The organism is Chitinophaga sp. YR627 (genome assembly GCF_900114995.1).
Taxonomy (GTDB): Bacteria; Bacteroidota; Bacteroidia; order Chitinophagales; family Chitinophagaceae; genus Chitinophaga.
The window spans coordinates 698952-724017 of sequence record NZ_FOUX01000005.1 but is presented as its reverse complement, the minus strand read 5'-3'; the positions used below and the strand labels follow the sequence as shown (position 1 = coordinate 724017).

Here is a 25066-nt window from a genome sequence, read left to right as displayed (position 1 = left end):
AAGCATGCATGGTGATGATGTTCTGCGCCCGGATAATGCTTTTTTATTACCCTAATCTTCACTTTTAAAACCTAAATGCAACAACATGAAAAACATGTTTCTTCCGCTGCTGCTCCTCCTGACCATTTGTTTTGCAGCCTGTAAAAAGTCAGCCGAAGGTCCCGGTGAGACGCCACAAACAGAGTATGATAATGCAGCAAAAGTACGCGCTTACATTCGCGACCTGGGATTCCCTGACAATGCGGTTGTCGAAAATGCAAAAGAGTTTATTGCTGAAGGCGATATCGTCTTCCCTAAAGACATGGAAGTGCCTTCCGGCAAGCCAAAGACAGAACAGTATTATACGGGTAGTCTGGTGTCTTCGACCAATGTGACAAACATTCGTCTGCGTATCGATGCTTCCATGACTTCCATGACATCAGAGATCAATTCTGCTATCAGCCAGTGGAATGCTATTTCCGGTTGTTCTATCAACTGGACAGTGACCACAGGCTCCTCCTATGATGTGATCATCATTGACAGCAATCTGGGCAGTGGTGTATGCGGTTCCGGTACATTCCCTTCCGGTGGCCGTGCAGGGGGTACTATCCGTATCAACAAAGCCTATATCGCTGGTAATAGCTTTGCACAGCGTGCACGTACCATCTGTCATGAGATGGGACATAATGTGTCTTTCAGACATACGAACTGGTCTTCTATCGGTGAATCAAGCGCTACTGCTGTTCCTGGTGTAGGTGGTACTGATGCCTCTTCATTGATGAATGGTGGTCAGTGTGGTAGTGGTGCGACCGTATTGTCTACAAAAGACAAACAGGCTGCACAGGTATTGTACCCGTGATAGAAATTAAGAATTAAGAATTGAATTATTATTGGCTTCATGTGGTATCAAATGAGGTGTCTTCTAATTGGGAACGAACTTCGCTTGTACAGATGACCAGCTATAATTGATAATTGTCTTAATACTATTTAAAAGAGCGACTTTCCTTATGAGAAGAGTCGCTCTTTTTGTATAACTAAGTGTTTTATTATTTGGCTATGAATAATAGTCTGTTTATTGATTTATGACAGGATGTTGCTGCAATTCTTAATTCTTAATTTCTAATTGTTCTGAACGCTTTCGGCGACTGTCCAGTTTTGTTCTTAAAGATCTTTGTAAAATGCGATGGATGTTCAAATCCCAGATCGTAGGCGATTTCGCTGATCGGTTTATCGGAACTCCAGAGTAAGGTTTTAGCCCGGTCTACCAGTTGCAGGTGAATGTGTTCCTGCGTTGTTTTACCTGTGTATTTATTGAGCAGGTCGGAGAGGTAGTTAGGCGAAAGGTGTAAGCGGGTTGCAAAGTATTTTACATCCGGCAGACCTGTTTCGATCAGTGAGTCCTGTGAGAAATAATCTTTCAGGAGGTGTTCGAAACGTTCTACGGTATCATTGCTGATATGGGCCCGTGTGAAGAACTGACGATCATAGAACCTGTTGCAGTAGTTCAGCAGCAATTCCAGATTGCTCTGGATGAGTCCCTGGGTATGTTTGTCGATGTTCTGTGCATATTCTTTTCTGATGTTATTGACGCACTCACCAATTGTACGTTTTTCCTCTTCTGATAAATGCAGTGCTTCGTTTACATCATAGTGAAAGAAGCTATACTCATTGATCTTTCTGCCAAGGGTGGTGTTGTTAATAAGATCGGGATGGAAGAACAATCCCCAGCCTTCTTCTATCTGTATGTCTCTGCTGGAGGCGGTTACCTGGTGGGGCGCTGTGAACATCAGGGAGCCTTCGCTGAAGTCGTAATGGGACCTGCCATACTTCAGGAGTCCTTTGAACTGCTTGCAAAAAATACTGTAAAAGCCCAGGCGATAGAATGATCCATCTGCGGGAATGTGCTCCCTGTTTACCGCCAGCAGGTCGATAACAGTGATCAGCGGATGCTGAGGTTTGCCGCATCCGTAGAATGCGTGCAATTCACTGATCGTGTTGATATCTACATATCTGTTCTGCATAACCTAAAGATACGGCGGAGAATTATAAACCAAAGTGTCCTGGTACCAGCTGTTTAAAGGCTACATCACCTTTTTCCAGTTTGTAGCTGATCATATTTGCAGCATCGGCGCCTACTACATAGCGTAACTGTTCCGCATTATCCGTCGCTGCCAGATAGATGGCGTCGCTGACTTCTGTGATATTGGTATTACCTCTGCCTGGGCTTTTGGCGATGGTGGTGAATTTCTCAAACATCGCCTGATAGTCTGCTATATCTCCTGTGCCAAAGAAGTCCATGGAACTGCCATTGAAGTTTGTGCGGTAACTGCCGGGTTCAATGAGTTTCAATTTTATACCAAGTGGATTCAGTTCATACTGCATGGCTTCTGTCAGTCCTTCCAGCGCAAATTTGGTTGCGTTATAGAGTGCGCCGAAAGGAATGGTGATACGGCCCCCCATGGAAGAGATATTAATAATAATGCCCTGTTGTTGTTTACGCATGGCAGGTAATACTGCTTTGGTAACAGCTATTACGCCGAAAAGGTTGACTTCAAACTGGCGACGGATGATTTCATCTGAAGCGGCTTCAATCGTTCCGATAGCGCCATAACCGGCGTTATTGACGAGTACGTCGATACGGCCGAATTTTTCGAGTCCGCCGGCAACAGCCTGTGTAATACTTGTTTTATCTGTAACATCCAGACGAGTGATCCATACATTCTCCAGCGCTGAAAATGTGCGCTCTTTTTCCGGGTTGCGCATGGTCGCAATAACGTTCCATCCTTCGTTGTGAAATCGTAACACTGTTTCTTTTCCAAAACCAGATGAGGCACCGGTGATTAATACTGTCTTTTTCATTTGTGATTGATTTAATTACAACACAAATTTCCGGCGTTGGGAAGGCCCGGACTTATACATATCTACGCTTGATTTGTACAATTTCCGGATTGATTGGTTATGCGATCTTTAATAGGTAAATTTGTGTATATAAAAACAATCACCATGGACAAGAAAGATACGATTCCGGTTGGCGGTACGTTTTATCCATATGTAGTGGAGCTTTTCGAGAGCAAACAGAAGGTAGGGATTTTATACGAAGATAACGGTGTTACCCGTGCCAACGGTCTTATTGAAAGCGTTTTTGAGCGGGACGGATTTCAATGGCTGAAGCTGGAAGACCAGACAGAGATCAGGATTGATAAGCTGTATGCTATTAACGGAAAGTTCTCTTCTGATTATTCAGAGTGTTGATCAGTATTATATGTATTATAACAGGCATAGTCGGATGTAGTCAGTCAATGACCACAGGGCTATGCCTGTAGTTTTTTCAGGAGGTCACGGGCATAGGAGGCCCCTATAGGGATACTGTGCGGGCCTATTTCTATCTGTGTGGCAGAGTAGGAGCTGATGTGGTCAAATGAGATAATAAAAGAACGGTGTACGCGTGCGAAATGATTGGCAGAGAGTTTTTCTTCAAAATAAGTCAGCGTCTGGTAGGTGGTAATGGTTTTGTCTGTTGTATGCAGCTGAACATAGTCTTTCAGTCCTTCAATGTACAGAATATCCCTGAGCAGTACCCTGACCATTTTCTTATCTGATTTCACATAGATAAAAGCGGGTGTTTCGTTTTTAAGTTGTTCTTTTAAAGAAGGCATTGGTGTTTTACCGGTTATGCCTGTTAGTGTTTCGTACTTGCTGATCGCTTTCAGAAAACGTTCAAAAGAAACTGGTTTTACGAGATAGTCGATCACGTTCAGTTCATAGGCTTCCAGTGCGTATTCTTTATAAGCGGTGGTCATAATGACGACTGGGGGTTGCTTAAGTGTACGCAGTAGTTCAATCCCGCTGAGTTGCGGCATTTTGATATCCAGAAACAGGATATCGGCCCTTTTTTCTCTCAATACATTATACACTTCCATTCCATTCGTGCAGGAGGCGATCAGTTCCAGCTGAGGTAGCCGGGAAAGGTAGTTTTCTATAATTTCCCTTGCCAGTTCTTCGTCATCAGCGACAATACAGGTGATATTGCTCATAGATCTATCTTTAAATCAGCTTCAAAAGATTCTGTTGTTTTATGCAGCAGTAGTGTGTGGCGTCCGGGATAGGTCAGTTCCAGTCTGCGCTGTACGTTCCGGAGTCCGAGACCGCCGCCGTTTGCTTTATAATGTTTCGGATAGCTGTTTTCCACTTTGAGAAACAGCCGGTCTTCACTGACTTTCAGGTTGATGGTGATCCAGCCGGCATCTTCCTCTATACCGTGTTTAAAAGCATTTTCTATAAAGGGTAACAGCAGCAGTGGCGCGATCATTTTACCGGAGATATCGCCGGAGTATTCGAAGCTCAGGTCCAGTCGGTCGGCGAATCGCATCTGTTCTATGCTGATGTAGTTTTCCAGGTGATCGATATCGTCCTGTAACAACACTTTCTCCGCTCCGGTTTCATAGAGCATATAGCGCATCAGATGCGAAAGTCTGAATACTACTTTGGCTGCCAGGGCGGAACCTTTCAGGGTGAGTGCGTACACACTGTTGAGCGTATTGAAGAAGAAGTGCGGATTGATCTGTGCCTTCAATAAAGCTATTTCCGCGGAGAATTTTTCTTTCTCCAATGCCCGGAGGTGTTTTTCCTGTATGTAGGCTTTGCGCATTAGTTCCAGCAGAGAAGCGGCTGCGATAACCGGATAGGTTTGTAGCGACATCCGGAATATGCGAACGGGTATCCAGAAGTTTTTATTCTCTCTTGCATAACGTAGCGGATCGTGTACCTTTTCCCAGGGTAGTATGAAGGTATGCGTCAGCAATCTGATGGAAAGGCCGCTTAACAGGAGGGTCAGCAGGAGCATCCCGCCGTATGCAATATACTTCCGCCGGTAGTAAAACAGCGGCATCGTAATATATAGATTGACATAGGTCATGACAATGGTGACAGGGATGGATACATATATCACCTGTGGCACCAGTTTGAAGCCCAGTTGATCGGTGTTTTCCCAGTCGTAACTCACCGCCTGATACAGTATCAGCAGCGACCAGAACAGCAGGTGCATAGAGATCGTCTGCCACGGTATTTTCCCTATCAGTTTCATCCCGCTAAGGTGCATATTCTTTTGCTGTTTTTATTATTTCCCGATAAACAGGTAATCTGTTGCCGTCAACGCTCTTTTCTAAACCGCGTAACTGTGCAGCGTGCAAAAACAGCTATCTGCGGTATCGCTCGTCGTGCTGGTCTAAAATACAGTCGCCCGTTTTTCCCGTTTGATATATTTGCGGGTATGAGATATACCATAACGATCCTTTTGCTGATGTGTATGGCCGCATCAGTAAGCTTCGGACAGAAAGCCGATAAGGAGCAGCTTTTACAAATAAACCATTTGAAAAAGACGCCGCCCTATGACACTACGCAGCAACAGACATTTCCGGTCTTTACTTATCAGTCTCCGGATGATTCTGCGCTGGTAACATTGCGTGAGATCTATCACCTGGATAGTATTGCGGGGCAGGGTTCCGAGACGGAACGCGCGATCCGTTTACTGGAATGGTTTCATAACCAGGTACCGCATGAAGATGTACGGTCGCTGCCAGTGCTGACAGCCCGGTACATTATTGACAGTTACAGAGAGAAGAAGGTAGGCCAGGGATGTTATCCCTTGTCCATTGCTATGAATGAGATCTTTCTTTCGATGGGGTTCAAATCCCGTTCTGTGATCTGTTTTTCCGGCAAATACCCGGAGCCTAACGGCGGACATGTGATCAATGCTGTTTATATGCCATCACTCCGGAAATGGATCTATATGGACCCGCAGGATAATGCTTATGTGAAAGATGAGAAGGGTAATTTCCTGAGTGTGGAAGAAGTGCGGGAGCGGCTGGTGAATGGAAAACCGATGTACCTGAATGCAGGCGCTAATTATCATCAGGTGCCGACAAAGAAAGAACAATACCTGTATACATTTATGGCGGAGCATATGTACCGGTTGATATGTCCGGTAAACAGCACCTATGATTCACAGACACGCTCAGCTGGAAAGGTGTTGCAGTATGTGGAATTACTGCCTGCAGGTAGTAAGGACCCTGCGGTGGATATGTTTGAGACTTCTGTAAGCCGTAATACGAATGTCATCAGTTACCATACCAATAACAACCGCGCTTTCTGGCAACTACCTTCAGACAGGTGAGCCATACAGGCAAATAAATTGAGCCATTGGGGCAATCGGGTGGGGCGTATAAAGCCTCACCTTTGTAGCTCTAAATCAATCGACAATGGCAACAATAACAACAATGGCATTGGGGAAAAATGGTCCGCTTGTGTCTAAACTCGGATTAGGCTGTATGCGTATGTCTTCCACCTGGGGAGGACGTACAAATGATGAAGCAGAAAGTATTGCCACCATTCAGGAGGCATTGGACAATGGTATTAACTTTTTAAATACCGGTGACTTCTATGGTAGCGGTCATAATGAGCTATTAGTGGGAAAAGCGATCAAAGGCAGACGGGATGATGCTTTCATCAGTGTGAAGTTTGGCGCTATATTCCATAACGGACAGCTGCTGGGACTGGACATACGTCCTGTAGCGATTAAAAACTTTATAAATTATTCACTGGTGCGTTTAGGGGTGGATACTATCGATCTTTACCAGCCCTGCAGACTCAATGACAGTGTGCCGGTGGAAGATGTTATCGGTACTGTGGCAGATCTGATAAAGGAAGGCAAAGTGCGTCACCTGGGTGTTTCTGAGATCACAGCAGATCAGCTGAAGCAGGCACATGCTGTTTATCCGGTAACTGCGCTGGAAATAGGTTATTCACTGGCGGACCGCCAGATAGAAAGTGCGCTTCTTCCAACGGCGAAGGAACTGGGTATCGGTGTCGTTGCTTTTGCAAATACGGCCGAAGGTCTGCTGACAGGAGAAATGAAGGCGCCGGTTGCAGCGGAAGATTACCGGTCACACTTTTCGCGTTTTCAGGAGGATAACCTGATCAAAAACCTGGAGAAGGTCGAACTGTTGAAACAGCTGGCCAGGGAGAAAGGTTGTACGCCGACGCAACTGGCTATTGCCTGGGTAAACAGACAGGGTGAGCATATTATGCCTTTGGTGAGTATGAGCCGGAGGTCCAGACTGCCTGAAAACATGCAGGCGATGGATATTTCCTTTACCGCGGCAGAGATCGATCGGTTAAATACAGACTTCGCCCCCGGAGCGATTCTTGGCAGTACTTATCTGCAACGTTAACTGATTGTAGCAGCAAACGTTCAGCTTTCATAACTTTATGTAAATGGAGAATCCAGTCGTTATCATTCCCGGGGTATTATTTTACTCTTATCTTTCCAGTCAGCGTAAGGATGATGTTGCCTTTCTGGAGCATAATGTACTGGTACTACAGGTGTCCGGGCAATTTACATTGGAGACTGCCCGTCAGAAAATTTCATTGCAGAAAGGGCAGATGTTACTGATCGGTAAAAATCAGCTGGGGCAGATCACAAAAATGCCATTACCGGGTGAAAACTATCAGACGATCGTTATTACGCTACAGGAAGATCTGTTGAGGAAAGTAGCGCTGGAGGAAAAAATAGTTGTGAATAAGCCTTATGCTGGTCCGCGTAATATTCTTGTGCCGGTCAATGATTTTCTGAAGGGGTATTTTGAATCGGTGATACCTTATGCGCGTAACCGGGAAGCGAACATTCCTCCGGCGATCGGGATATTAAAGGTAAAGGAGGCGGTGGCATTGCTTTTACATGCGATGCCTGCACTCAGTGATCTTTTATTTGATTTTTCGGCACCTCATAAGATTGACCTGAAAAAGTTCATGCTTAGTAACTTTTACTTCAATGTTCCGGTTACCAAGTTTGCGGAGCTGACAGGGAGAAGTCTCGCTGCCTTTAAACGCGATTTTAAGACCGCATTTGGCATGGCGCCCAGGCATTGGTTACAGGATAAGCGATTGACAGAAGCACGTCATCTGATAGAAAAAAAGAACAGGAAACCTTCTGCTATTTATCTTGATCTGGGCTTTGAGAGCCTGGCGCATTTTTCAAATTCTTTCAAAAAGAAATTTGGTAGGTCACCTACTGACTGGCACTGATCCGGTTGGTAAATGATTTCTGTTGGATATAGCTCCCTTATTATGATAGGGGGCTATTCCTTTTTTATGCGTTTCTTTTTACCGGTGTGTTCGTAATGTTCCCAGAGATAAGCGGAGACTTTTCTGATCAGGTTTTCAGCTTCGTTTTCATTGGTCCAGCGTTGGTCTTTGTTGTTTTTAGTACCGACGTAGAACACGTATTCACCGTGTGGCGCATTGACCAGAATGACCTCCGACCTGGATGCATCTACGGAGCCTGATTTATGGGCTGCCTGTGTATAGGGTGGGATCTGCGACAATCCAACTTCATCATAATAACCGTGTGTCATTAGTCTGTACATCCGGGAAGAAGCGTTCTCACTGATCACTTCTCCCTTACGGATCTTTACCAGCAGTTCTGACATTTCACGCGGCGTGGTCATTCCCCAGCCATATACATTTCTTATTGCTTCCCGGCCCGGTGTGCGGGAGTTCACGCGGGTGTTATTCAGTCCGTATTGGGTCATGAGTTCATTGATGCGTTGTCCGCCGCCTGCAAGGGCCTGATTCCAGAGCGAGGTGGTGTTATCGCTGTAGGCCATCATTAAGGCGACTAATACGCTCAGGTCAGTCTCTGTGCTGTCTTTGAAGAACTGCATTAGTCCGGAACCGCCGTATTTAATAGAATCGCGGTACATGAGCGGTTGATGGTAGCTGAGTTCTCCTTTTTCGATCTTATCGAATACACCGACCAGAATAGGGATCTTCACGATACTGGCGGTAGGGAAGATAGTATCGGCATTGATATCCACATAACGACCTGTTTTCAGGTTCCTGACGTAAATACCCACTTCACCCTGAAAGCCGGTAATGATCTCTTTTAGCCCTTTTTCCAGTTTGCGGTCCTGTTGTGCAAATACAAGAGAGGGCAGCAGCAGGAATAAAAGCAGGTATCGTTTCATGATAAGTAACCGTTTTTACCAAGATAAAAAACGATGACGAGATTTTCAGCATATTGGTAAAGCGGTTGCTTTGTATTACTTTGTATAGTACAAAATATACCCCAGCCATGAAGACAACTTTCACGTTTTTGCTTTTACTCTGTTGTAATGTGTTATTTGCGCAGCAGACGGACGCCGAATTATCCGCTTTGATCATCCGCCAGGATAGTCTGTTCTGGGATGCATATAACCGTTGTGATACCAGCGCGATGGGCTCCTTCTTTACCCCGGATGTGGAATTTTATCATGATAAGGGAGGGCCGACTATTGGGTTGCCTGCGCTTGTCAGATCATTCAGTAAGAATCTGTGCAGTAACAGTAACTGGCACCTTAAAAGGGAGCCGGTACCCGGATCGTATAAAGTGTTTCCATTGAGGAAAGACAATGCGATCTATGGGGCTATATTATCGGGAGAACATGTATTTTATATTTTGGAAACAGGAAAGGGGCCAATGCTGGATGGACATGCCTCATTTACCCATCTATGGTTGAAACAGGCGGGTGTATGGAAGATGAAGAACTTATTGAGTTATGACCATGGTCCTGCTACTTATCAGAACAAACGGCAGGAAATATCATTACCGGAAAAGGTATTGTCCGCCTATGTGGGAACGTATCAGGGACCGAATGTAGGAGAGGTGCAGATTACAATAGAGAAAGGAGTCCTGGTGATGAAGGTCAAAGGCAAATTATATCGGCTGTATGCGGAGAAAGAGGATGTTTTCTTTGATAAAGACCGTGATCTGGTGTTTGAGTTTGAGAAGGATCGGAAGATGACGGTGAAGGAAAATGGTGTGGTTGCAGAGGTGCTGCCGAAGATAAAATAAAAACGATAGCTGGAAGACCAGAGATGAATTGTTAATGGAATTTAAATAGAACTACCTGTGTTTCAGTGACTAGTACTTTTTAAAACATTTGATTAAATTTAGCCTCTACAATCTATCATGTATGAAAAAACTAGTATCCTGTCTGCTGTCATCTGTGTGTCTCGCTACGGCAGCAAATGCCCAGCAGCAACAGTGGCATCTGATCAAAGACAGAATTGTAACCCAATGGGCTGAGAAGGTAGATCCTAAAGCACCTTTGCCCGAGTATCCACGTCCGATGCTGGTTAGAAGTAATAACTGGCAAAATCTCAATGGTCTCTGGAGTTATGCAATTACAGGTAAGTCTCAACCGCAACCATCCACTTATGATGGAAGCATCCTTGTTCCTTTTGCTGTGGAATCAGCATTGTCAGGCGTAGGCCGCAATGTTGGAAAAGACAGCTTGTTGTGGTATAAAACCACTATCAGTATTCCTGCTTCGATGAAGAACAAGGAAGTACTGCTGCATTTCGGTGCTGTAGACTGGCAAACAGAAGTTTTTGTGAATGGTGCCAGCGTGGGTAAACACGAAGGTGGTTACGATCCTTTCAGCTTCAATATTACGTCTTTCCTGAAGAAGGGGGGTAAACAGGAAGTAGCTGTACGCGTGTGGGATCCAACGGATGATGGTCCGCAACCCGCAGGTAAACAGGTCGTAAAACCGGAAGGTATCTGGTACACACCTGTGACAGGTATCTGGCAGACAGTATGGCTGGAAGCCGTTCCGAAGACATACATCGCTTCTACCAAACAAACGCCTGATGTGGATAAACACACGCTCACGCTTTCTGCGGATGTGCAGAACGTGCAGGATGGCGATAAGCTGAAAATCGAAGTGCTGGAAGGCGATAAGGTGATTGCACAGCAGGAAGCGAATGCAAAGGAAGCAGCCGTTATTTCTATGTCCAACGAGAAGCTATGGTCTCCTTCCAATCCTTATCTGTATGATCTGAAAGTGACACTGGTGCGTAATAACAAACCTGTAGATGAGATCAGAAGCTATTTTGCAATGCGTAAGATCTCCATGGCGAAGGACGCGAAAGGGGTACAGCGTATGATGCTGAATAATGAGTTCTTATTCCAGTATGGTCCGCTGGATCAGGGCTGGTGGCCTGACGGTCTGTATACACCACCTACACATGAAGCGATGGTGTACGACATCGATCAGCTGAAGAAAATGGGCTTTAATATGATCCGTAAACACATTAAAGTGGAGCCGGCAACGTATTATACCTATTGTGATAAAGCAGGTATCCTGTTGTGGCAGGATATGCCAAGCGGTGACAGAGGCAACGGATGGGAAAACCGTCCTGGGATCTACGATCATCAGACTGACAAAGACCGTACTGCTGCATCAGAAGGCTACTATCGTAAAGAGTGGAATGCTATCATGGATGCTTTACATAACTATCCAAGTATCGTTGTATGGATTCCATTCAACGAAGCATGGGGTCAGTTCAAAACTGTTGAGATCACAGAGTGGACGATGAAGAAAGATCCATCCAGACTGGTAAACAGTGCAAGTGGTGGTAACTTCTACATCACCGGTCATATCCTGGATCTGCATAACTATCCGCATCCTGCGATGCCAAGTCCGGAGCTGTTTGGCGAAAAACAGATCCTGGTATTGGGAGAGTTCGGCGGATTAGGTTTACCTGTAGATGGACATACCTGGCAGCAGAACAAGAACTGGGGTTATCAGTCATTCAAGACCTCAGAGGATATGTTCAAACGTTACAATGAATTTACACAAAGGATCGCGCAGCTGATCCCATTGGGGTTATCTGCAGCGGTGTATACACAGACGACCGATGTGGAAGGTGAGATCAATGGTTTTATGACGTATGATCGTAAGGTGGATAAGTTCCCTGTGGATAAGATGAAAGAAGCGAATACGAAACTGTATAATCCGGCACTGGCGAAGTAAGTTGTGTGGAAGGAATAATATTAAATTAAAGCCGTCTCAGGTAACTGAGGCGGTTTTTTTATTAAATTTAGTGAGAGAAACCGTGAGAATGCAGTAACCCCGATTTGTTTTACCCCGTCATTTAAAAACCCTCAAATATAATTGCTATGAAAAAAGCCAGCTTTCTGTACGCATGCTATGTCATGATGTTCTTTTCATTTTATGCATGTACCAAGCCTGAAACAACCCCCGGCCCCCTTTTAAATAAAAACACACTGGGGATTAATCAAAACCCTTCTGCAGACTCTGTAGGGTTAAACGGTATTTATGTACTCTGCATGGACCAGGCTACCGACTTCAGCGGGACCATCGCTTATTATGATTTCAATACCGGTACTTTTGACAGGAACCGCTTCCTAAGCGCGAACGGATATAACCTGGGGTTCTATCCTTATGATATGAAACGCTATGGCAATAAGATCTATGTTACCGTAAGAGGTACAGGCACCAGTGATGCGTATGTGGAGGTACTGGACGCATTTACATTGGTCTCGCAGGAGCGTATCCCATTTTTTGCCAGTGGCCAGGACCCGGTATATCCGACATATATAGCCGCGGCAGCGGGGAAAGTCTTTGTCTCCTGCGGGGATGGTTATGTCCGTCGTATAGATACCACATCCCTTTCTATCGATGGTAGTTTATTCACAGGAGGGGAACATTTACAGATAGCTGCCAGCGGCAATAAATTGTATGTAACAGGTTATCAGAGTTACGGTGAGCCGGCAGATACTTTCAGATTGCCGGTAATAGATATGCCTACATTCTCTCTTGATACAACATACAAATTTCTGAATCAGCCTATTCTTGCTAAGACAGGCAACGATGGTAATGTATACTTTCACCTCACGTCATACTGGGGAGTGGGAGGCGCCAGGCCGGCACGTTTTATAAAAATCGATCCTGCAACCGATATTGTCACTGATCTTGGATATAGTGCAGGTATGTATGATATGGCAACCAGGGGTGATTCATTGTGGATAATTGATCCCTATGAACCGTTGAGAGTCTACAACACGGTCACTGCGTCATGGCAGGCGATCAGTTATAATACGCCATCGGATATGAAATTTACACCAGTAAGTGTAGAGGTGAACAGGAATAATGGTGATTTTGCCATCCTTGATTCACAGGAAATGAATGTATGGGATGAGACGAAGTTTTACTATTATGATCATAGTGGCAGCTTGTTATTCTGGTATTGGATAGACAAGTACCCGATGGAGATGATATTTATGTATAAGTAACAGCAACAACAGGGCTGCTCAATGTACAGAGCGGCCCTGTTGTTTATTTAACATGAATAGTATGACTGGCTGGTTGCAGCCCATCAGCTTTTACAAGCGCTTTCACATCGCCTGCTTTTTCACCTGATTGCACAATGAACACCAGTTTACCACTAAACGCTTTCATCTGTGGTAAATGAAACGCTTCCAGACAGGTAGGATCACCATTGGCGACTGCCTTAAACCTACCCGCACCTGTCACTTCAAATTGCAGGAGGTTCGTAGCCGCAGGACAAAGATTCCCTTTTGCATCTACTACACTGGCGGTAATATAGGACAAGTCTTTACCATCGGCGGATAAAGCATCGTTATCCGCTTCCAGCCGGATGTGATGTGGCGTGCCTGCTGTTGATACACTATCTTCCGCAACGGCTCTGCCGGTGTGATCATAAGCCACTACGCGGATGGTTCCCGGTTGATAAACCACATCATTCCACATCAGGCGGTAACGGCTTTGATGTGTGGTGGTGTCTTTGTTCAATCTGCCCATGCTTTTACCATTGACAAAGAGTTCTGCTGAAGGATAACTGGTGTAGCAGAATACAGGCGTTATCTGTCCCTCTCTGCCCGGCCAGGTCCAGTGGGGCAGGAGGTGTAGCGTGGGCTGTTGTTTATTCCAGTGACTTCTGTACAGGTAGAACCGGTCTTTAGGAATACCCGCCAGATCGAAGATGCCGAAATAGGAGCTATGGGAAGGCCATCTGGAATCGTAGGGGGTGGGTTCGCCAAGATAGTCAAAACCGGTCCAGACGAATTCACCGATGGTATAATCCAGGTCTTCCTGTTGTACGAATTCGTCATCAGGCACCTGCGACCAGGAGCAGACTTCGAAGTCATAGGAAGAGCATTGGTTATCGTCGTACATTTTTCCTTTGTAGAAGCCTGCCGGGAATTTGTAAATTCCTCTGGAACTTACCGTAGACGCTGTTTCTGAGCCCATGAGAAAGCCCTGTGGTAATTTACTGTGTGCTTCCGCGTAACGGGCGGGTTTATAGTTAAAACCAGGTATATCCAGCACAGCAGCGAAGCCTTTGTTGATGGCATCGTCAAAACGGTCCATACCCGCCGTTACCGGACGCGTAGGATCTTCCCGGTGACAGATATCCTGGAGGCGACGTGCGATGTCTTTGCCATTGGCAGAGCTCTGGTCCGGCACTTCATTGCCAATGCTCCACATGATATTGGAAGGATTGTTCCGGTAGTGATGCAACATGTTCAGCAGATCCTTTTCCACCCATTCATCGAAATAGAGGCTGTAACCATTTTTTACTTTTGGCGCTTTCCATTCGTCAAAAGATTCTACCATCATTAGGATACCCATTTCATCGCAAAGCGTTACCAGTTCCGGAGCTGGCATGTTATGCGAAGTACGGATCGCATCGCAGCCCATGTCTTTGAGCAGACGGATCTGCCGGCGTAAGGCGGCGGTATTGATAGCAGCCCCCAGCGGACCGAGGTCATGGTGATTACAGACACCTCTGAATTTTCTCGGCTGACCATTCAGCAGGAAGCCTTTGCCAGCCTTGTATTCAATGGTACGGATACCGAACGGTGTTTCGTATTGGTCTTTTAACTGTGTGCCTTCATATATCTGTGTGATGGCTTTGTACATGACGGGCGTTTCCGGGGACCATAGTACAGGTCGTGCGATGGAGAACTGTTGCGTGACAGTGCTACTGTCTGCTTTCAGCGGCGTGGAAGCAGTAGCGACCACTTTACCGGCTGCATCGAGCAGATCGGTCTTTACGCTGAGCGTGGCCTTTTTATTACTTCGGTCGATAGTGGTCTGAAGTTGTACCGCCGCGTTTTCTTTTGTGACTATAGGCGTGGTGAGGTAGGTACCCCAGACAGGTACATGTGCATCGTTGGTGACGATCAGGTGTACGTTGCGGTAGAGTCCTGCACCGGGATACCAGCGCGATGCCTGTTCGAAGTTCTCCAGCCTTACAGCAAGCGTATTTTGTCCTTTTGCATGCAGGAAGGAGGTGATATCAAAGGAAAATGAATTATAGCCATAGGGCCAGGCGCCTACTTTTTTACCATTGACATATACTACTGCGTTGCTCATCGCGCCGTCGAAGAGGAGGACGGCTTTTTTGCCTGTGCGGAATTCCGGAACGGAGAAAGACAAACGGTACCAGCCGGCGCCAATGAATGGCAGACCACCTGTACGGCCTGCCTTCATTGTTGCTTCCTGTTCATTGTTCTGTACGATCTGTACTTTCTGTAAATCGTTATTGCCGTCAAAGGGGCCTTTTATGGCCCAATCGTGCGGTATGCGGACTGTCTCCCAGCTTTTATCATTAAACGCCTCTTTTAAGGCCTCGGGATGGTCGCCTTTGGCAAACTTCCAGTTCTTCTCCAGCAGATACTCCTGACGTGCCTGGGACATCCCTTTTACACTCATGAGTACCATGGCCAGTAATGCTATTTTACACTTGTTCATACGCTATTTAACTTTTAACCAGACGGATTCTACTTCTATGGTATATGGTGTGGTGTCCGCAGTGGGTATGTTGGTGAGTTCTATTTTATCGAGCTGGCTGATATCGAAAGGCGTAGCCGTTGCTGCTTTGAACCATAAAGGCATGAAGCTGGGATAAGGTCCTGGCAGCAACAGGGCCTTATCCGCAGATAAACTACTCAAGGGGACTTCGATATCGCTGTATGTTTCTTTAAGTGCGAATGCTGCAGCAAAAGCATTCGCATCAGCAGTGACCAGTGCAATCCTGGCCTGTGCGTTTGCAATGCCCTTCACCCTTGCACGGATCACGATGGTGTTGTATGCTTTCAGTTCGGATGCCCTGTTTTTGAGATCTGCAGCGACTCCTCTGCTCACCCCTGTGATGGTGTCTGATCCTTTACCATGTCCGGCGATGCGGAGTGCCAGTTGACCAGCGCTGCTACCGGTGGTATAAGCGCCCTGTGTATAAGCAGGGATGGTGATGAGATCCTTATGATCAGTTATGTTGAGCAGGGATAGCATGGTATTGGGAGCAGCGATAAAGGTCTGCCAGGTATCCCGCTGATAGTTATCCCATGCATAAGGATCACCTTCATGTCCGCCCGGGAAGCTGGTGTAATGATCTCCCTGTTGTATGATCAGTCTGTATTGCAGCAAGCCTGGTTGCAGTATTTCCGTTGAGAGCGTAGCGGTATAGGTGGCTACTCCTGTCAGATGCATGTCTGCTTTGAACCATTGTCCGCCGAGACGATTCCCTTCCAGCCATACACGCGCATTTGTATCGATGCCTGCGATAGTGGCGGTGACAGTTGCCGGTTGATCAGCGGATATTGCCGTCAGTGGCTGGTGATAGACCGCCAGTGTCGTATGTACCGGTTGCGGTGCGGCAAACTCCTGTAAAGCGATAACACCATTGATATGACTGGTGCCTGCCGCCGCGGTTTTTCCCTTTCTGGTCAGTAAATAGGTACCAGGGTACAGTGTGCAGGACTTACCTGATACCTGTGGCTGGTGATGATTACCGGCGTTCACTGGTGTGATGCTGAATGTTTCACCCAGGTCAGGTAAGTTGATGCTGATAGATTGATTATTCCATTGTACCCGGCGGACTTCTTTTGCCAGCGAGGCTTTTTCAAAAGGATCATTCAGTGCAATGACGTCGGGCATAATTTCCAGTCGCCAGTTACCTTCCGATATTTTATCCAGGAAGTAGGCGCCTGTACCACTGTATTGTACAGCAGGAGAATTGCCGGTACCTGCCAGGTGTTCCAGTTGCGTATTGTTCAGCGGTTCGGTGGAGGTGTGACTGGTATAATAAAATTCCGTCGCGGTATTCCACTCACTGAGTTGTTGTGCATAACTTAGTCGTGTGTTGCCGAAAAGTGTATCCGCAGGATAAGTACCATAGTTTTTATTACGCGGTAACTGATGGAATGCTTTGTTTGCTATCAGGAAACTGATTGCCTTTTCGGGCGTATAGATCATGTTCAGGTAATGCGTCTGGTATTCTGTATTGGCATACGCTGTCGCCATCGGGTCATAGGCAAACTGTGTTGCCCATTGAAAACCGGCGCTTCTGAAGCTTCGGGCCATAGCGGGGTACATGACAGGTTGCAGCACATCTCCGGCATCAAATTCATATACCATCCTGGCTTTGTTATGAAAGGCAGGAATGGTATCGAATGGTATCCGGTAGTAATCAACATTCGGCAGGAGGTTGCCCTGTAAGGTACGATTGGCCACCAGTCCTGTTGGGTACCATTGAAAACTTACCCCATCGATATTTGTTTTTGCGACAGCAGCGGCATAATAAGGGGACTCACTGATATTATAGAAGACGGGCTTTTTCCAGCCGGTGCTCCTGATCGCAGCTGCGAGTCTGTTGACGTAGTTTGTTGCGCCCTCCAGCGGTCCGCTATGGTGTGGCTCATTGTTGATCTCCGTTGCAATGATATCAGGATCGTTCCTGTAGGTCAGGCCAGTATATGGATTGACATGTACGAAGAACTGTTTTACATAGTTCTCCTGTGCGCGGATCGCTGTATCATTCACCAATGCTTTTTCCTTTCCATAGATGTAAGAAAAGCTGCCGGTATTTTCATCTTTCTCCGGATACCCATTTCCCCAGAAGGCAATGGGCGTCAACAGTATTCTGATCTTCCGTTCTTTTAGTTTGCTGATGAGATAGTCAAAGAGGTCGAGATGTTCGTTTGTCAGCAGATTGCCTTGTGCGTCTGTGATCTCTGTATCCCATACATGTACCCGGAAAGCATCTACACCCAGGCGGGCCAGGTGGTAAACATCATCGTCTATCGCCTTTTTCAGATCTGCGCCTACTGCTTTATGCGAACGGTATCCATATGCGAAGGGCGCTGTGTAATTGACGCCAAAGAAAACGGCTTCTTGCCGGTCTTTTGTATAACGTAATACGCCTGTTTTGTCCACATAGACCAGTGGACGCTGGGCCAGGGCCTGACAGGTTAGCAGGAGTGTTAGTAGTAAAAGGGTAGTTCTTTTCATTATCCCGAAATTGAGTGGAATTAAGAATTAAAAATTAAGCGTAGTATAGATGCGCCTTAATCCTGTTAATGCGTTCAGGTTTACAAGTTGTAATAAGACAGTAAACAATTTTTTGCTGAAGTCTCCATTCTTAATCTTTAATTCTTAATTGTTAATTATCTGAAGGCGTCTATCGCGAATGTAGGCTTACCGGTATTATCAAATGCGCCGAGCAGATAGTTCTGCCATCTGTTGTATGCCTGTGGTTCCCAATAAAAGATTCCGAGGCCTTTGCCACCCGGTAAGTTATGGATTCTTGTGTAAAGGTCACGGATAAAGTAATTTGTGGCAACCGGTGATGTGGCCGGCATGCCTATTTCGCAGAGCAGAATTTCTTTATTATAACGGGATACCATGTCGCGCATATTAGCTTCGCATTGCTGATTGGGTGTCTGCCATTCCACGGTAGAAGGGTAGAGCGACATACCGATGATATCAAAATTGGCTTTGTTGGCAACCAGACCATCGAATATCCATTTATAGAGTGCATTGTCGTATCCGTTTGAAAGATGGACAATGACTTTGATGTTGCTGTCGATTTCCTTTACTGCTTTATAGCCTGCGTTGATCAGCAGGGCGAAATTATCCATGTGTTCGGATGCTTTGCCTAAAGGCCATAACATACCGTTGTTGGTTTCGTTGCCGATTTGTACCCATGCAGGGATGATGTCTTTTGCTTTCAGGGCGGTCAGGACTTCATGTGTATGATTATAGACGGATGTTTGTAAGCCCGCGATATCCTGGTTGCTCCAGGCAGCCGGGGGATTTTGTTGTCCGGGATCCGCCCATGAATCGCTGTAGTGGAAATCTATCAGCAATTGCATGCCGAGTGCATGTGCGCGTTCTGCTTTGGTTAATACATCAGCGAGGTTGTTGTACCCATTGGAAGGGTTCACCCATACACGCAGCCGGATGGCGTTCATGTTGACATTTTTCATCAGCTGCATACCATCCGTTTGTTTACCGGTGGTATCATAAAATTTCATGCCTGCTGCTTCCATTTCGGTGAGCCAGCTGACGTCAGCGCCGCGTATCATCTTCTCAAGGATCGGATTTGTGGCAGGCGTGTTGCCCGGCATTTCATATTTTTTGCAACCTATCGCTGCCACTAAGAGCAGACTGGTTGCTATGATCAGTTTTTTCATTTCCAGTGTTTGATTTACAACTTCGTGAGCGTATAGGTGTAATTGCCCGCCTGACTCAGGTTCAGTACCACTTTGTAATTGCCTGCCACACCACCTGGTGCAGAGATATTACCACCATCCTGTACCAGTTTGCCGTCTGTCGGACCGTAGTTGAGTGTCCAGCCTTTATTGGCCCTGAACTTGAATCCACCGGCTCCTTTGATCGCCACTGAATTGGCAATCCATGTACCGGAGGCAACGTCGAATGTCATGGGGATATCTGTCTCCCAGTCACTGGCGACTGCATCACCTACAAGCGCCCAGGTGGTGAGTGTGGTACTCCAGTCCCTTGAATTGACATTCGCTTTTACCAGGAAATAGCCTTCACCAGGTGTATAGAGATTCCCTCCGCCTTTTACCATTTTAGTGGTGCTTTCATAGCCCCATGCAGGATCATTCCAGTTAGGTGCTGTTGTGATCTTGAAGGTGTAGTTGCCACCGGCATTGTTGGGAAAATAAATATAGCCTTCGTAAGCTCCTTTACCTGCTACGTCTGCAATGGTAGGAGCGGTGGCTGCATTCCATCCCTGGTATTCACCCGGTACCCACAGGAGGGCTATATTACCCGGTGCATAAGCTGTGACGGTGATGGTCAGGATATCAGAATAAGTAACCGGAATAGTGGATGGGTTGGTAGCAGTACCATTCTGGCGGACTTCCCCTTTCATGCGTACATAGAGCGGAGCGGCCTTGTTGCCTTCCAGTCCTGTTTGTAATGCGATGGCATTCAGTTCTGTTACCGTGTAATGTTTAGCAGTATCTGCATTCATTACAAATGTAACCGCATGGCTCATGGTGCTGCTGGTGTCAAATTCAAGTGAATAAGTGACGTCTGCGTTGATGCCATAGCTAAGTGCGGACCATTTTAAGTTTACCGCTACATCATCACGGTGCGTACTATCCAGTACGATGGATGTAATGCTGCTGGTAAAGGATGGTGTACCTGCCGGAAGCGTGTACACAGATTTTATTTCGTCCTTTTTACAGGAAGTAAAAAGGAGGGTGAGCAGGAGATAAGCAAAGATTCTTTTCATACAATCATTTTACAGTTGGACATATTAGTAGCCATCATTCTGGACAAGGTTAGGATTGGCGATCCTGTCTGTCGTGGGAATCGGAAAGACATTGTATTTGTCCTGTACAGCTGTACCCGCGGCAACGCCACCTTTGAACGGCCACAGATAACTGCCGCTGGTCAGTTTACCAAAGCGGACCAGGTCAGTCCTTCTTTTCGCTTCCCAGTACAGTTCCCTGCCTCTTTCTGCGAGTATGAAATCCAGTGTGAGCTGTGTTGCACTGATGTCACCATTGTTATTGCCGTATGCTCTGCGGCGTAACAGATTGACATAATTCACTGCTTCTGCGATAGAGCCGCCACTACCTCCGCGTACAACTGCTTCAGCATACATCAGATATGCATCACCTAAACGGAACATCGGAAAGTCTGTGTCCGTGAATCTCCTGGTAGGATCGGAACCTGGCTGACCGGTAGAGCTGATGTTCTTAAACTTTGGTACTGCATAGCCATCATTGAAACTGGCGATATCGGTGATGTCGAGGTTTTGTCCGGTAGCATAAAACATCGCGCGTTTATCTGTTGTACCAAAAGGATCAGGGAAGAGGTCTACAATGGCTCTTGTCGTTCTCATACCGCCCCAGGCAGTAGATACGCCATAGTCAGCCACATTCATAGAACCGCCAATGGAGCCTAATACGATGAAGGTGGTATTACCATAAGACTGTGAGGTTACACCGTCAGCCATGACAGGAAAGATGATCTCCGCTGTTTTATCATTATCTGTTTTGAATAATTGTGAGTAGTCTGCTGCCAGTGAATACGGACTATTCGTCATCAATTTGTTACAGTAGGTGATCGTCTCGCTATTCTTCTCAGTGCCGGTATAGACTCTTGCGTTGAGATAGAGTTTTGCGAGCAGCATCCAGGCAGCGCCTTTGTCTACGCGACCGTATTCATTGGTGCGTGGTTCAGGCAGGAGTTGTTCCAGTGCTTTTAATTCTGTTTCCAGGTAAGTGAACAGGTCTGCTCTTGAGATCTGTTTTGGCTGGAAGGCGCCTACAGGATCGGCTTCTGTTACGAAAGGTACTTTGCCATACATATCGATCGCTGTCCAGTAATAAAAGGCACGCAGGAAACGTGCTTCGTTACGATATTCCTGAATATCGGCTGCCACATCCGCGGGAAAACTGCTCATTTTCTCTTCTGTAGTCTGCCGCAGGAATTCATTGCAGGCTGCGACGCCGAAGAAAATACGGTCATAGAGCACTTTTACATACTTACCATCAGGTGTGAAGTTGAGGTTGTGAAAACTCAGCAGGTCGCCGTCATTCCAGCCGATGACTGCTTCGTCAGTTGTGAGTTCCTGTAGTTGCCAGTAGTTACGGAGAAACACATTTGTACCGGTGTTGTCGGTAACGATATCGGAAAGACTGTTGTCTTCGTAGTGTTGTCCGCTGAGACAAAGACTGCCATATAGTTTTGCCAGTACGCCTTTGATCTTTACGGGATCTTTATATACAGTTTCGGATGTTTCCTGTACATAAGGCAACCGGTTCAGGTCTTTGGTACAGGAGGCTGTGGTCGCCATTATAGCGGCACAGGCAGTTATGATTGATAGTGATTTGATAGTCATGTTCCTTCTTTTCAAGGTTAATAAGCGATGTTGATACCGAGAGAATAGATGCGTGGTTTTGGATAAGGATTGTTGTCAATACCACTGAAGATCTCCGGATCGAGTCCGCTGTATTTTGTAACGACAAATACATTCTGCACGATGGCATTCACACGCAGGGAGGCGGTATTCCGCAGGATCTTTCCGAAGTTGTAACCCAGGGAAAGGTTATCCATCCGCAGGAAAGAAGCGTTTTCCACGTAGTAGTCGGAAGAATACTGGCTGTTACTAAACCCTGAATTCAGATAGTCCCTGTTCACGTTACCCATGTAGCCCATGGATGTTCTGATACTGTTGTAGGCGCCGCCGGCAGAACGGATGTTGTTGTATACATAGTTGCCGATATTGCTGCGCAATACGAAAGACAGGTCCCAGTTGTCGTAATTGAACTGAGAGGTAAAGCCCATGGTCAGTTTAGGGTTTGCAGATTTATATCTGTAGAACATATTGCTGCCTTCACCTGGTTTGTCATATACGCCTTCGACAGGACGGCCATCCGGGCCATACACCTGTTTGTATACATAGAAGGTTTGTGGTGCATAACCTACGGTGTTGATCTGGATACTGTTGCCTGTGCCACCGGAGATACCACCTGTGAGAATACCTTCAGAGCTGGAGTCGGAGACATTAGACAGTTTCAGGATCTTGTTCTGGTTGTAGCTGATATTGAAACCCGCTTTCCAGTTCAGTTTTTGTTTTTCGATGATGGTGGCATTGATGGCCAGTTCAACACCTTTACTTTCGATATTACCGACGTTGGTCAGCACGTGGTTACTGAGATTCGCACCGGCGGCGGTAGGAATATCAGCCAGCAGGTCTTTGGTCTTTTTATAGTAGAAGTCGAGCGTACCGGTGATCCTGTTATTGAGGAAGCCATAGTCCAGTCCTGCGTTCCAGGCAGCCGTCTGTTCCCATCTGATATTCGGGTCATAGGCTTCTGCACGGTAGGTGTAATAAGCGCCGTTGCCGAAAGGATATTGCACGTTATTGGCGCCCTGGGTATAGATCGGGAGGAACGGATATGCCAGACCAATATCCTGATTACCTGTGACGCCGTAGCCTACGCGTACTTTCAGATCAGAGAAGAGATTGACATTTTTCAGGAAGCTTTCTTCCTTGATCCGCCAGGCCAGTGCGATGGAGGAGAAGTCTCCCCAGTGATTGGCCGGGCCGAAACGGGAAGAACCATCCCGACGGAAGGAGGCCGTCAGCAGGTAACGGTCCAGTAAGGTATAGTTGGCACGGGCGAAGAATGATACCAGTGTATTGCGGCTGGAATCTGCCACCGGGATGTTGATCACGTCTCCGTTGGCGTTTCTTACGGGGTAGGCAGGGCTACCTCTGAAGAAATCCTGGTAGGAGTAACCGGCAGTGACGTCGAACTTACTGGCCAGTTCTTTCAGTTCCCTGTTATAAGTCAGGTAGAAGTCAAAGAGTTTGTCTTTTCTACGCTGGGAGTATTCCGTTATGGAACCACCCCGCTGATAGGAGAGGGCAGCATAGGCTGGCACAAAGCCGTTTCCTTCCGTTTTAGAGATATCATAACCGGCGTTGGCGGTTGCGGTCAGCGCAGGCAGGAAAGGCAGTTTGTAATCTACTTTGATATTACCGATACTCCTGTATACATCGCTGAGGCTGGAATTTAACAGCAGCTGGCCCAGTGGATTTTTGGTGGCCAGTTCGATAGGAATGCCGGTAGAAGCATTCAGCCATTCGAAGAAATTACCATACTTATTGCTGGCGTATACCGGCTGGGTAGGGTCAAAGCCAATGGCTGCCCCTATAGCGCCTTCGTTGGCAAAACGGGATTTCTGATAAACGCCTTTCAGGTTGATGGTGACTTTTAAGGTGTTGTCGAAGAAGGACGGATTCAGGTTCAGGGAAGCGGAAGTCCGTTTAATGTTGCTGGTTTTCAGGATACCGTCCTGGTAGGTATGGCCGATAGACAGGCGGTAAGGTAGTTTTTTAATACCACCGGAGAGCCCAAGGTTATAGTCCCCTCCAAAGGCTTTCTGGAAGATCTGGTCCTGCCAGTCGGTATTGGCGGTGCCTACAAGTGCTTTTTCTTCGTCGTTACCCTTTTGGGCGATCAGGTTACGGAATTCGTCGCCGTTCAGGACGCCGATCTCGTTCCTTCTGACAGATTCTGACAGGACGGTATTGAAAGTGACTTTCAGTTTACCGGAGGAGCCGCTTTTAGTGGTAATGATGATCACCCCGTTGGAAGCCCTGTTACCATAGATGGCGGTAGCGGAGGCGTCTTTCAGGATATTGAAGGACTCAATATCGTTTGGGTTGATCAGACTAAGCGGATTGGCAACGCCAGATACCCCTTCGCTGGTCAGCGGTACCCCATCTACCACGATCAGTGGGTTGTTACTGGCGTTGAGGGAGGTACCTCCCCTGATACGGATGGTACCACCTGCACCCGGAGCGCCGCTATTGGGTGTGATGACCACGCCGGCTACTTTACCGGTTACCAGTTGGTCGGGTGTGGTGATGGCACCCTGCTGGAAGTCTTTCGAACTGACGGTAGCAATGGAGCCGGTCAGGTCTTTCTGTGCCCGGGTACCATACCCGATCACTACAACGTCACTGAGCGTTGATACGGATTCCTGGAGAATGATGTTTAATGAACCGGCGGAAGGTACCCTGACCTCCTGCCTTTTAAAACCCACAAAGCTCACGACAAGGGTATCGCCTGTCAATGCTTTGATGGAAAAATGGCCTGCCGAATCGGCAATGGCGACAGTGCCTGCTTTTTTAACTGCAATAGTTGCCCCCGGAATAGCTTCTCCGGTGGCAGACCGGAGTGTCCCCCTGACAGTTTGCTGGGCTGATGCTGAAAGTCCGGCAAGCAAGGCAACAATAAGATAGATGATACCGTGGAATCCCCGTTTTGTAATTTTCATCGTGGCATTTTTTATTTTGGCCGTATTTTAGGTTCGCAAAGTAAAATAGATGGCCTCGGGGCTGTTATTCTATCGGACATTTTTTTGGTTCTATTGATCTA

The 25066-nt window shown here is 46.7% G+C and carries 19 protein-coding genes; 8 read left to right on the top strand and 11 right to left on the bottom strand.

All coding sequences use genetic code 11. The features are described 5' to 3' along the window. Positions 1–85 precede the first annotated feature (85 nt). Positions 86–838 carry a M57 family metalloprotease gene (locus tag BMZ72_RS28025; RefSeq protein WP_089813324.1) on the top strand — a complete coding sequence of 251 codons (753 nt, stop codon included), beginning with the start codon at positions 86–88 and terminating at the stop codon, positions 836–838. A 253-nt stretch (positions 839–1091) separates the two neighbouring features. On the opposite strand, the gene BMZ72_RS28020 is transcribed toward BMZ72_RS28025, so the two are convergent. Together BMZ72_RS28020 and BMZ72_RS28015 are read right to left on the bottom strand one after the other, a co-directional pair. Then, the gene (locus BMZ72_RS28020; RefSeq protein WP_089813322.1) at positions 1092–2000 is read right to left on the bottom strand and encodes a helix-turn-helix domain-containing protein; all 909 of its coding nucleotides are present in this window, start codon (positions 1998–2000) and stop codon (positions 1092–1094) included. A gap of 22 nt (positions 2001–2022) precedes the next feature. Continuing rightward, complete coding sequence (locus BMZ72_RS28015; RefSeq protein ID WP_089813319.1) at positions 2023–2838, bottom strand: SDR family oxidoreductase; 816 nt, start codon at positions 2836–2838, stop codon at positions 2023–2025. 144 nt (positions 2839–2982) lie between these two features. Between BMZ72_RS28015 and BMZ72_RS28010 the strand changes: the two genes are divergently transcribed. Further along, complete coding sequence (locus BMZ72_RS28010) at positions 2983–3231, top strand: hypothetical protein (protein ID WP_089813317.1); 249 nt, start codon at positions 2983–2985, stop codon at positions 3229–3231. A gap of 59 nt (positions 3232–3290) precedes the next feature. On the opposite strand, the gene BMZ72_RS28005 is transcribed toward BMZ72_RS28010, so the two are convergent. Then, positions 3291–4013 carry a LytR/AlgR family response regulator transcription factor gene (locus BMZ72_RS28005; RefSeq protein WP_089813316.1) on the bottom strand — a complete coding sequence of 241 codons (723 nt, stop codon included), beginning with the start codon at positions 4011–4013 and terminating at the stop codon, positions 3291–3293. Next, a complete protein-coding gene (locus BMZ72_RS28000; RefSeq protein ID WP_089813314.1) occupies positions 4010–5077 on the bottom strand; it encodes a sensor histidine kinase in 1068 nt (355 codons plus the stop codon). The genes BMZ72_RS28005 and BMZ72_RS28000 overlap by 4 nt, the downstream gene beginning before the upstream one ends. Before the next feature lie 171 nt (positions 5078–5248). On the opposite strand from BMZ72_RS28000, the gene BMZ72_RS27995 reads away from it, so the two are divergent. From BMZ72_RS27995 to BMZ72_RS27985, 3 genes are all read left to right on the top strand, one after another. Further along, positions 5249–6151 carry a transglutaminase domain-containing protein gene (locus BMZ72_RS27995; RefSeq protein WP_143087804.1) on the top strand — a complete coding sequence of 301 codons (903 nt, stop codon included), beginning with the start codon at positions 5249–5251 and terminating at the stop codon, positions 6149–6151. A gap of 85 nt (positions 6152–6236) precedes the next feature. Continuing rightward, positions 6237–7208 (top strand): aldo/keto reductase, encoded by a 972-nt coding sequence (locus tag BMZ72_RS27990; protein ID WP_089813310.1) that lies wholly within the window; start codon positions 6237–6239, stop codon positions 7206–7208. A 43-nt stretch (positions 7209–7251) separates the two neighbouring features. Next, entirely contained in the window at positions 7252–8061 is an 810-nt protein-coding gene (locus tag BMZ72_RS27985) for a helix-turn-helix domain-containing protein (RefSeq protein ID WP_089813309.1), read from the top strand. Positions 8062–8114: 53 nt separating this feature from the next. Here the strand turns inward: BMZ72_RS27985 and BMZ72_RS27980 are convergent, their stop codons facing one another. Beyond that, positions 8115–9002 (bottom strand): serine hydrolase, encoded by an 888-nt coding sequence (locus BMZ72_RS27980; protein WP_089813307.1) that lies wholly within the window; start codon positions 9000–9002, stop codon positions 8115–8117. A 107-nt stretch (positions 9003–9109) separates the two neighbouring features. Here BMZ72_RS27980 and BMZ72_RS27975 point away from each other — a divergent pair, with 107 nt between their 5' ends. From BMZ72_RS27975 to BMZ72_RS27965, 3 genes are all read left to right on the top strand, one after another. Then, positions 9110–9868 carry a nuclear transport factor 2 family protein gene (locus BMZ72_RS27975; protein ID WP_089813305.1) on the top strand — a complete coding sequence of 253 codons (759 nt, stop codon included), beginning with the start codon at positions 9110–9112 and terminating at the stop codon, positions 9866–9868. Positions 9869–9989: 121 nt separating this feature from the next. Further along, on the top strand, positions 9990–11834 hold the full coding sequence (locus BMZ72_RS27970; protein WP_089813303.1) for a glycoside hydrolase family 2 protein: 1845 nt from the start codon (positions 9990–9992) through the stop codon (positions 11832–11834). Between the two features lie 146 nt (positions 11835–11980). Beyond that, on the top strand, positions 11981–13117 hold the full coding sequence (locus BMZ72_RS27965; RefSeq protein WP_089813301.1) for a YncE family protein: 1137 nt from the start codon (positions 11981–11983) through the stop codon (positions 13115–13117). 43 nt (positions 13118–13160) lie between these two features. On the opposite strand, the gene galB is transcribed toward BMZ72_RS27965, so the two are convergent. The 6 genes from galB to BMZ72_RS27935 all read right to left on the bottom strand — a co-directional run bounded on the left by galB (position 13161) and on the right by BMZ72_RS27935 (position 24965). Continuing rightward, positions 13161–15602 carry a beta-galactosidase GalB gene (galB, locus tag BMZ72_RS27960; RefSeq protein ID WP_089813299.1) on the bottom strand — a complete coding sequence of 814 codons (2442 nt, stop codon included), beginning with the start codon at positions 15600–15602 and terminating at the stop codon, positions 13161–13163. A 3-nt stretch (positions 15603–15605) separates the two neighbouring features. Further along, positions 15606–18140, bottom strand: coding sequence for a cellulase family glycosylhydrolase (locus tag BMZ72_RS27955; protein WP_089813297.1), 2535 nt, complete (start codon positions 18138–18140; stop codon positions 15606–15608). A gap of 155 nt (positions 18141–18295) precedes the next feature. Continuing rightward, positions 18296–19324: a glycoside hydrolase family 53 protein gene (locus tag BMZ72_RS27950; protein WP_089813295.1), complete on the bottom strand. Its 1029-nt coding sequence runs from the start codon at positions 19322–19324 to the stop codon at positions 18296–18298. A 14-nt stretch (positions 19325–19338) separates the two neighbouring features. Beyond that, positions 19339–20397 carry a SusE domain-containing protein gene (locus BMZ72_RS27945; RefSeq protein ID WP_089813293.1) on the bottom strand — a complete coding sequence of 353 codons (1059 nt, stop codon included), beginning with the start codon at positions 20395–20397 and terminating at the stop codon, positions 19339–19341. 24 nt (positions 20398–20421) lie between these two features. Further along, positions 20422–22014, bottom strand: coding sequence for a RagB/SusD family nutrient uptake outer membrane protein (locus BMZ72_RS27940; RefSeq protein ID WP_089813291.1), 1593 nt, complete (start codon positions 22012–22014; stop codon positions 20422–20424). A gap of 17 nt (positions 22015–22031) precedes the next feature. Next, complete coding sequence (locus BMZ72_RS27935; RefSeq protein WP_089813289.1) at positions 22032–24965, bottom strand: SusC/RagA family TonB-linked outer membrane protein; 2934 nt, start codon at positions 24963–24965, stop codon at positions 22032–22034. Positions 24966–25066 lie beyond the last annotated feature (101 nt).

Bases quoted from the DNA above. Each gene is read 5' to 3' on its own strand.
- BMZ72_RS28025 (WP_089813324.1), top strand. From the start codon at position 86: ATGAAAAACATGTTTCTTCCGCTGCTGCTCCTCCTGACCATTTGTTTT.
- BMZ72_RS28020 (WP_089813322.1), bottom strand. From the start codon at position 2,000: ATGCAGAACAGATATGTAGATATCAACACGATCAGTGAATTGCACGCA.
- BMZ72_RS28015 (WP_089813319.1), bottom strand. From the start codon at position 2,838: ATGAAAAAGACAGTATTAATCACCGGTGCCTCATCTGGTTTTGGAAAA.
- BMZ72_RS28010 (WP_089813317.1), top strand. From the start codon at position 2,983: ATGGACAAGAAAGATACGATTCCGGTTGGCGGTACGTTTTATCCATAT.
- BMZ72_RS28005 (WP_089813316.1), bottom strand. From the start codon at position 4,013: ATGAGCAATATCACCTGTATTGTCGCTGATGACGAAGAACTGGCAAGG.
- BMZ72_RS28000 (WP_089813314.1), bottom strand. From the start codon at position 5,077: ATGCACCTTAGCGGGATGAAACTGATAGGGAAAATACCGTGGCAGACG.
- BMZ72_RS27995 (WP_143087804.1), top strand. From the start codon at position 5,249: ATGAGATATACCATAACGATCCTTTTGCTGATGTGTATGGCCGCATCA.
- BMZ72_RS27990 (WP_089813310.1), top strand. From the start codon at position 6,237: ATGGCAACAATAACAACAATGGCATTGGGGAAAAATGGTCCGCTTGTG.
- BMZ72_RS27985 (WP_089813309.1), top strand. From the start codon at position 7,252: ATGGAGAATCCAGTCGTTATCATTCCCGGGGTATTATTTTACTCTTAT.
- BMZ72_RS27980 (WP_089813307.1), bottom strand. From the start codon at position 9,002: ATGAAACGATACCTGCTTTTATTCCTGCTGCTGCCCTCTCTTGTATTT.
- BMZ72_RS27975 (WP_089813305.1), top strand. From the start codon at position 9,110: ATGAAGACAACTTTCACGTTTTTGCTTTTACTCTGTTGTAATGTGTTA.
- BMZ72_RS27970 (WP_089813303.1), top strand. From the start codon at position 9,990: ATGAAAAAACTAGTATCCTGTCTGCTGTCATCTGTGTGTCTCGCTACG.
- BMZ72_RS27965 (WP_089813301.1), top strand. From the start codon at position 11,981: ATGAAAAAAGCCAGCTTTCTGTACGCATGCTATGTCATGATGTTCTTT.
- galB (WP_089813299.1), bottom strand. From the start codon at position 15,602: ATGAACAAGTGTAAAATAGCATTACTGGCCATGGTACTCATGAGTGTA.
- BMZ72_RS27955 (WP_089813297.1), bottom strand. From the start codon at position 18,140: ATGAAAAGAACTACCCTTTTACTACTAACACTCCTGCTAACCTGTCAG.
- BMZ72_RS27950 (WP_089813295.1), bottom strand. From the start codon at position 19,324: ATGAAAAAACTGATCATAGCAACCAGTCTGCTCTTAGTGGCAGCGATA.
- BMZ72_RS27945 (WP_089813293.1), bottom strand. From the start codon at position 20,397: ATGAAAAGAATCTTTGCTTATCTCCTGCTCACCCTCCTTTTTACTTCC.
- BMZ72_RS27940 (WP_089813291.1), bottom strand. From the start codon at position 22,014: ATGACTATCAAATCACTATCAATCATAACTGCCTGTGCCGCTATAATG.
- BMZ72_RS27935 (WP_089813289.1), bottom strand. From the start codon at position 24,965: ATGAAAATTACAAAACGGGGATTCCACGGTATCATCTATCTTATTGTT.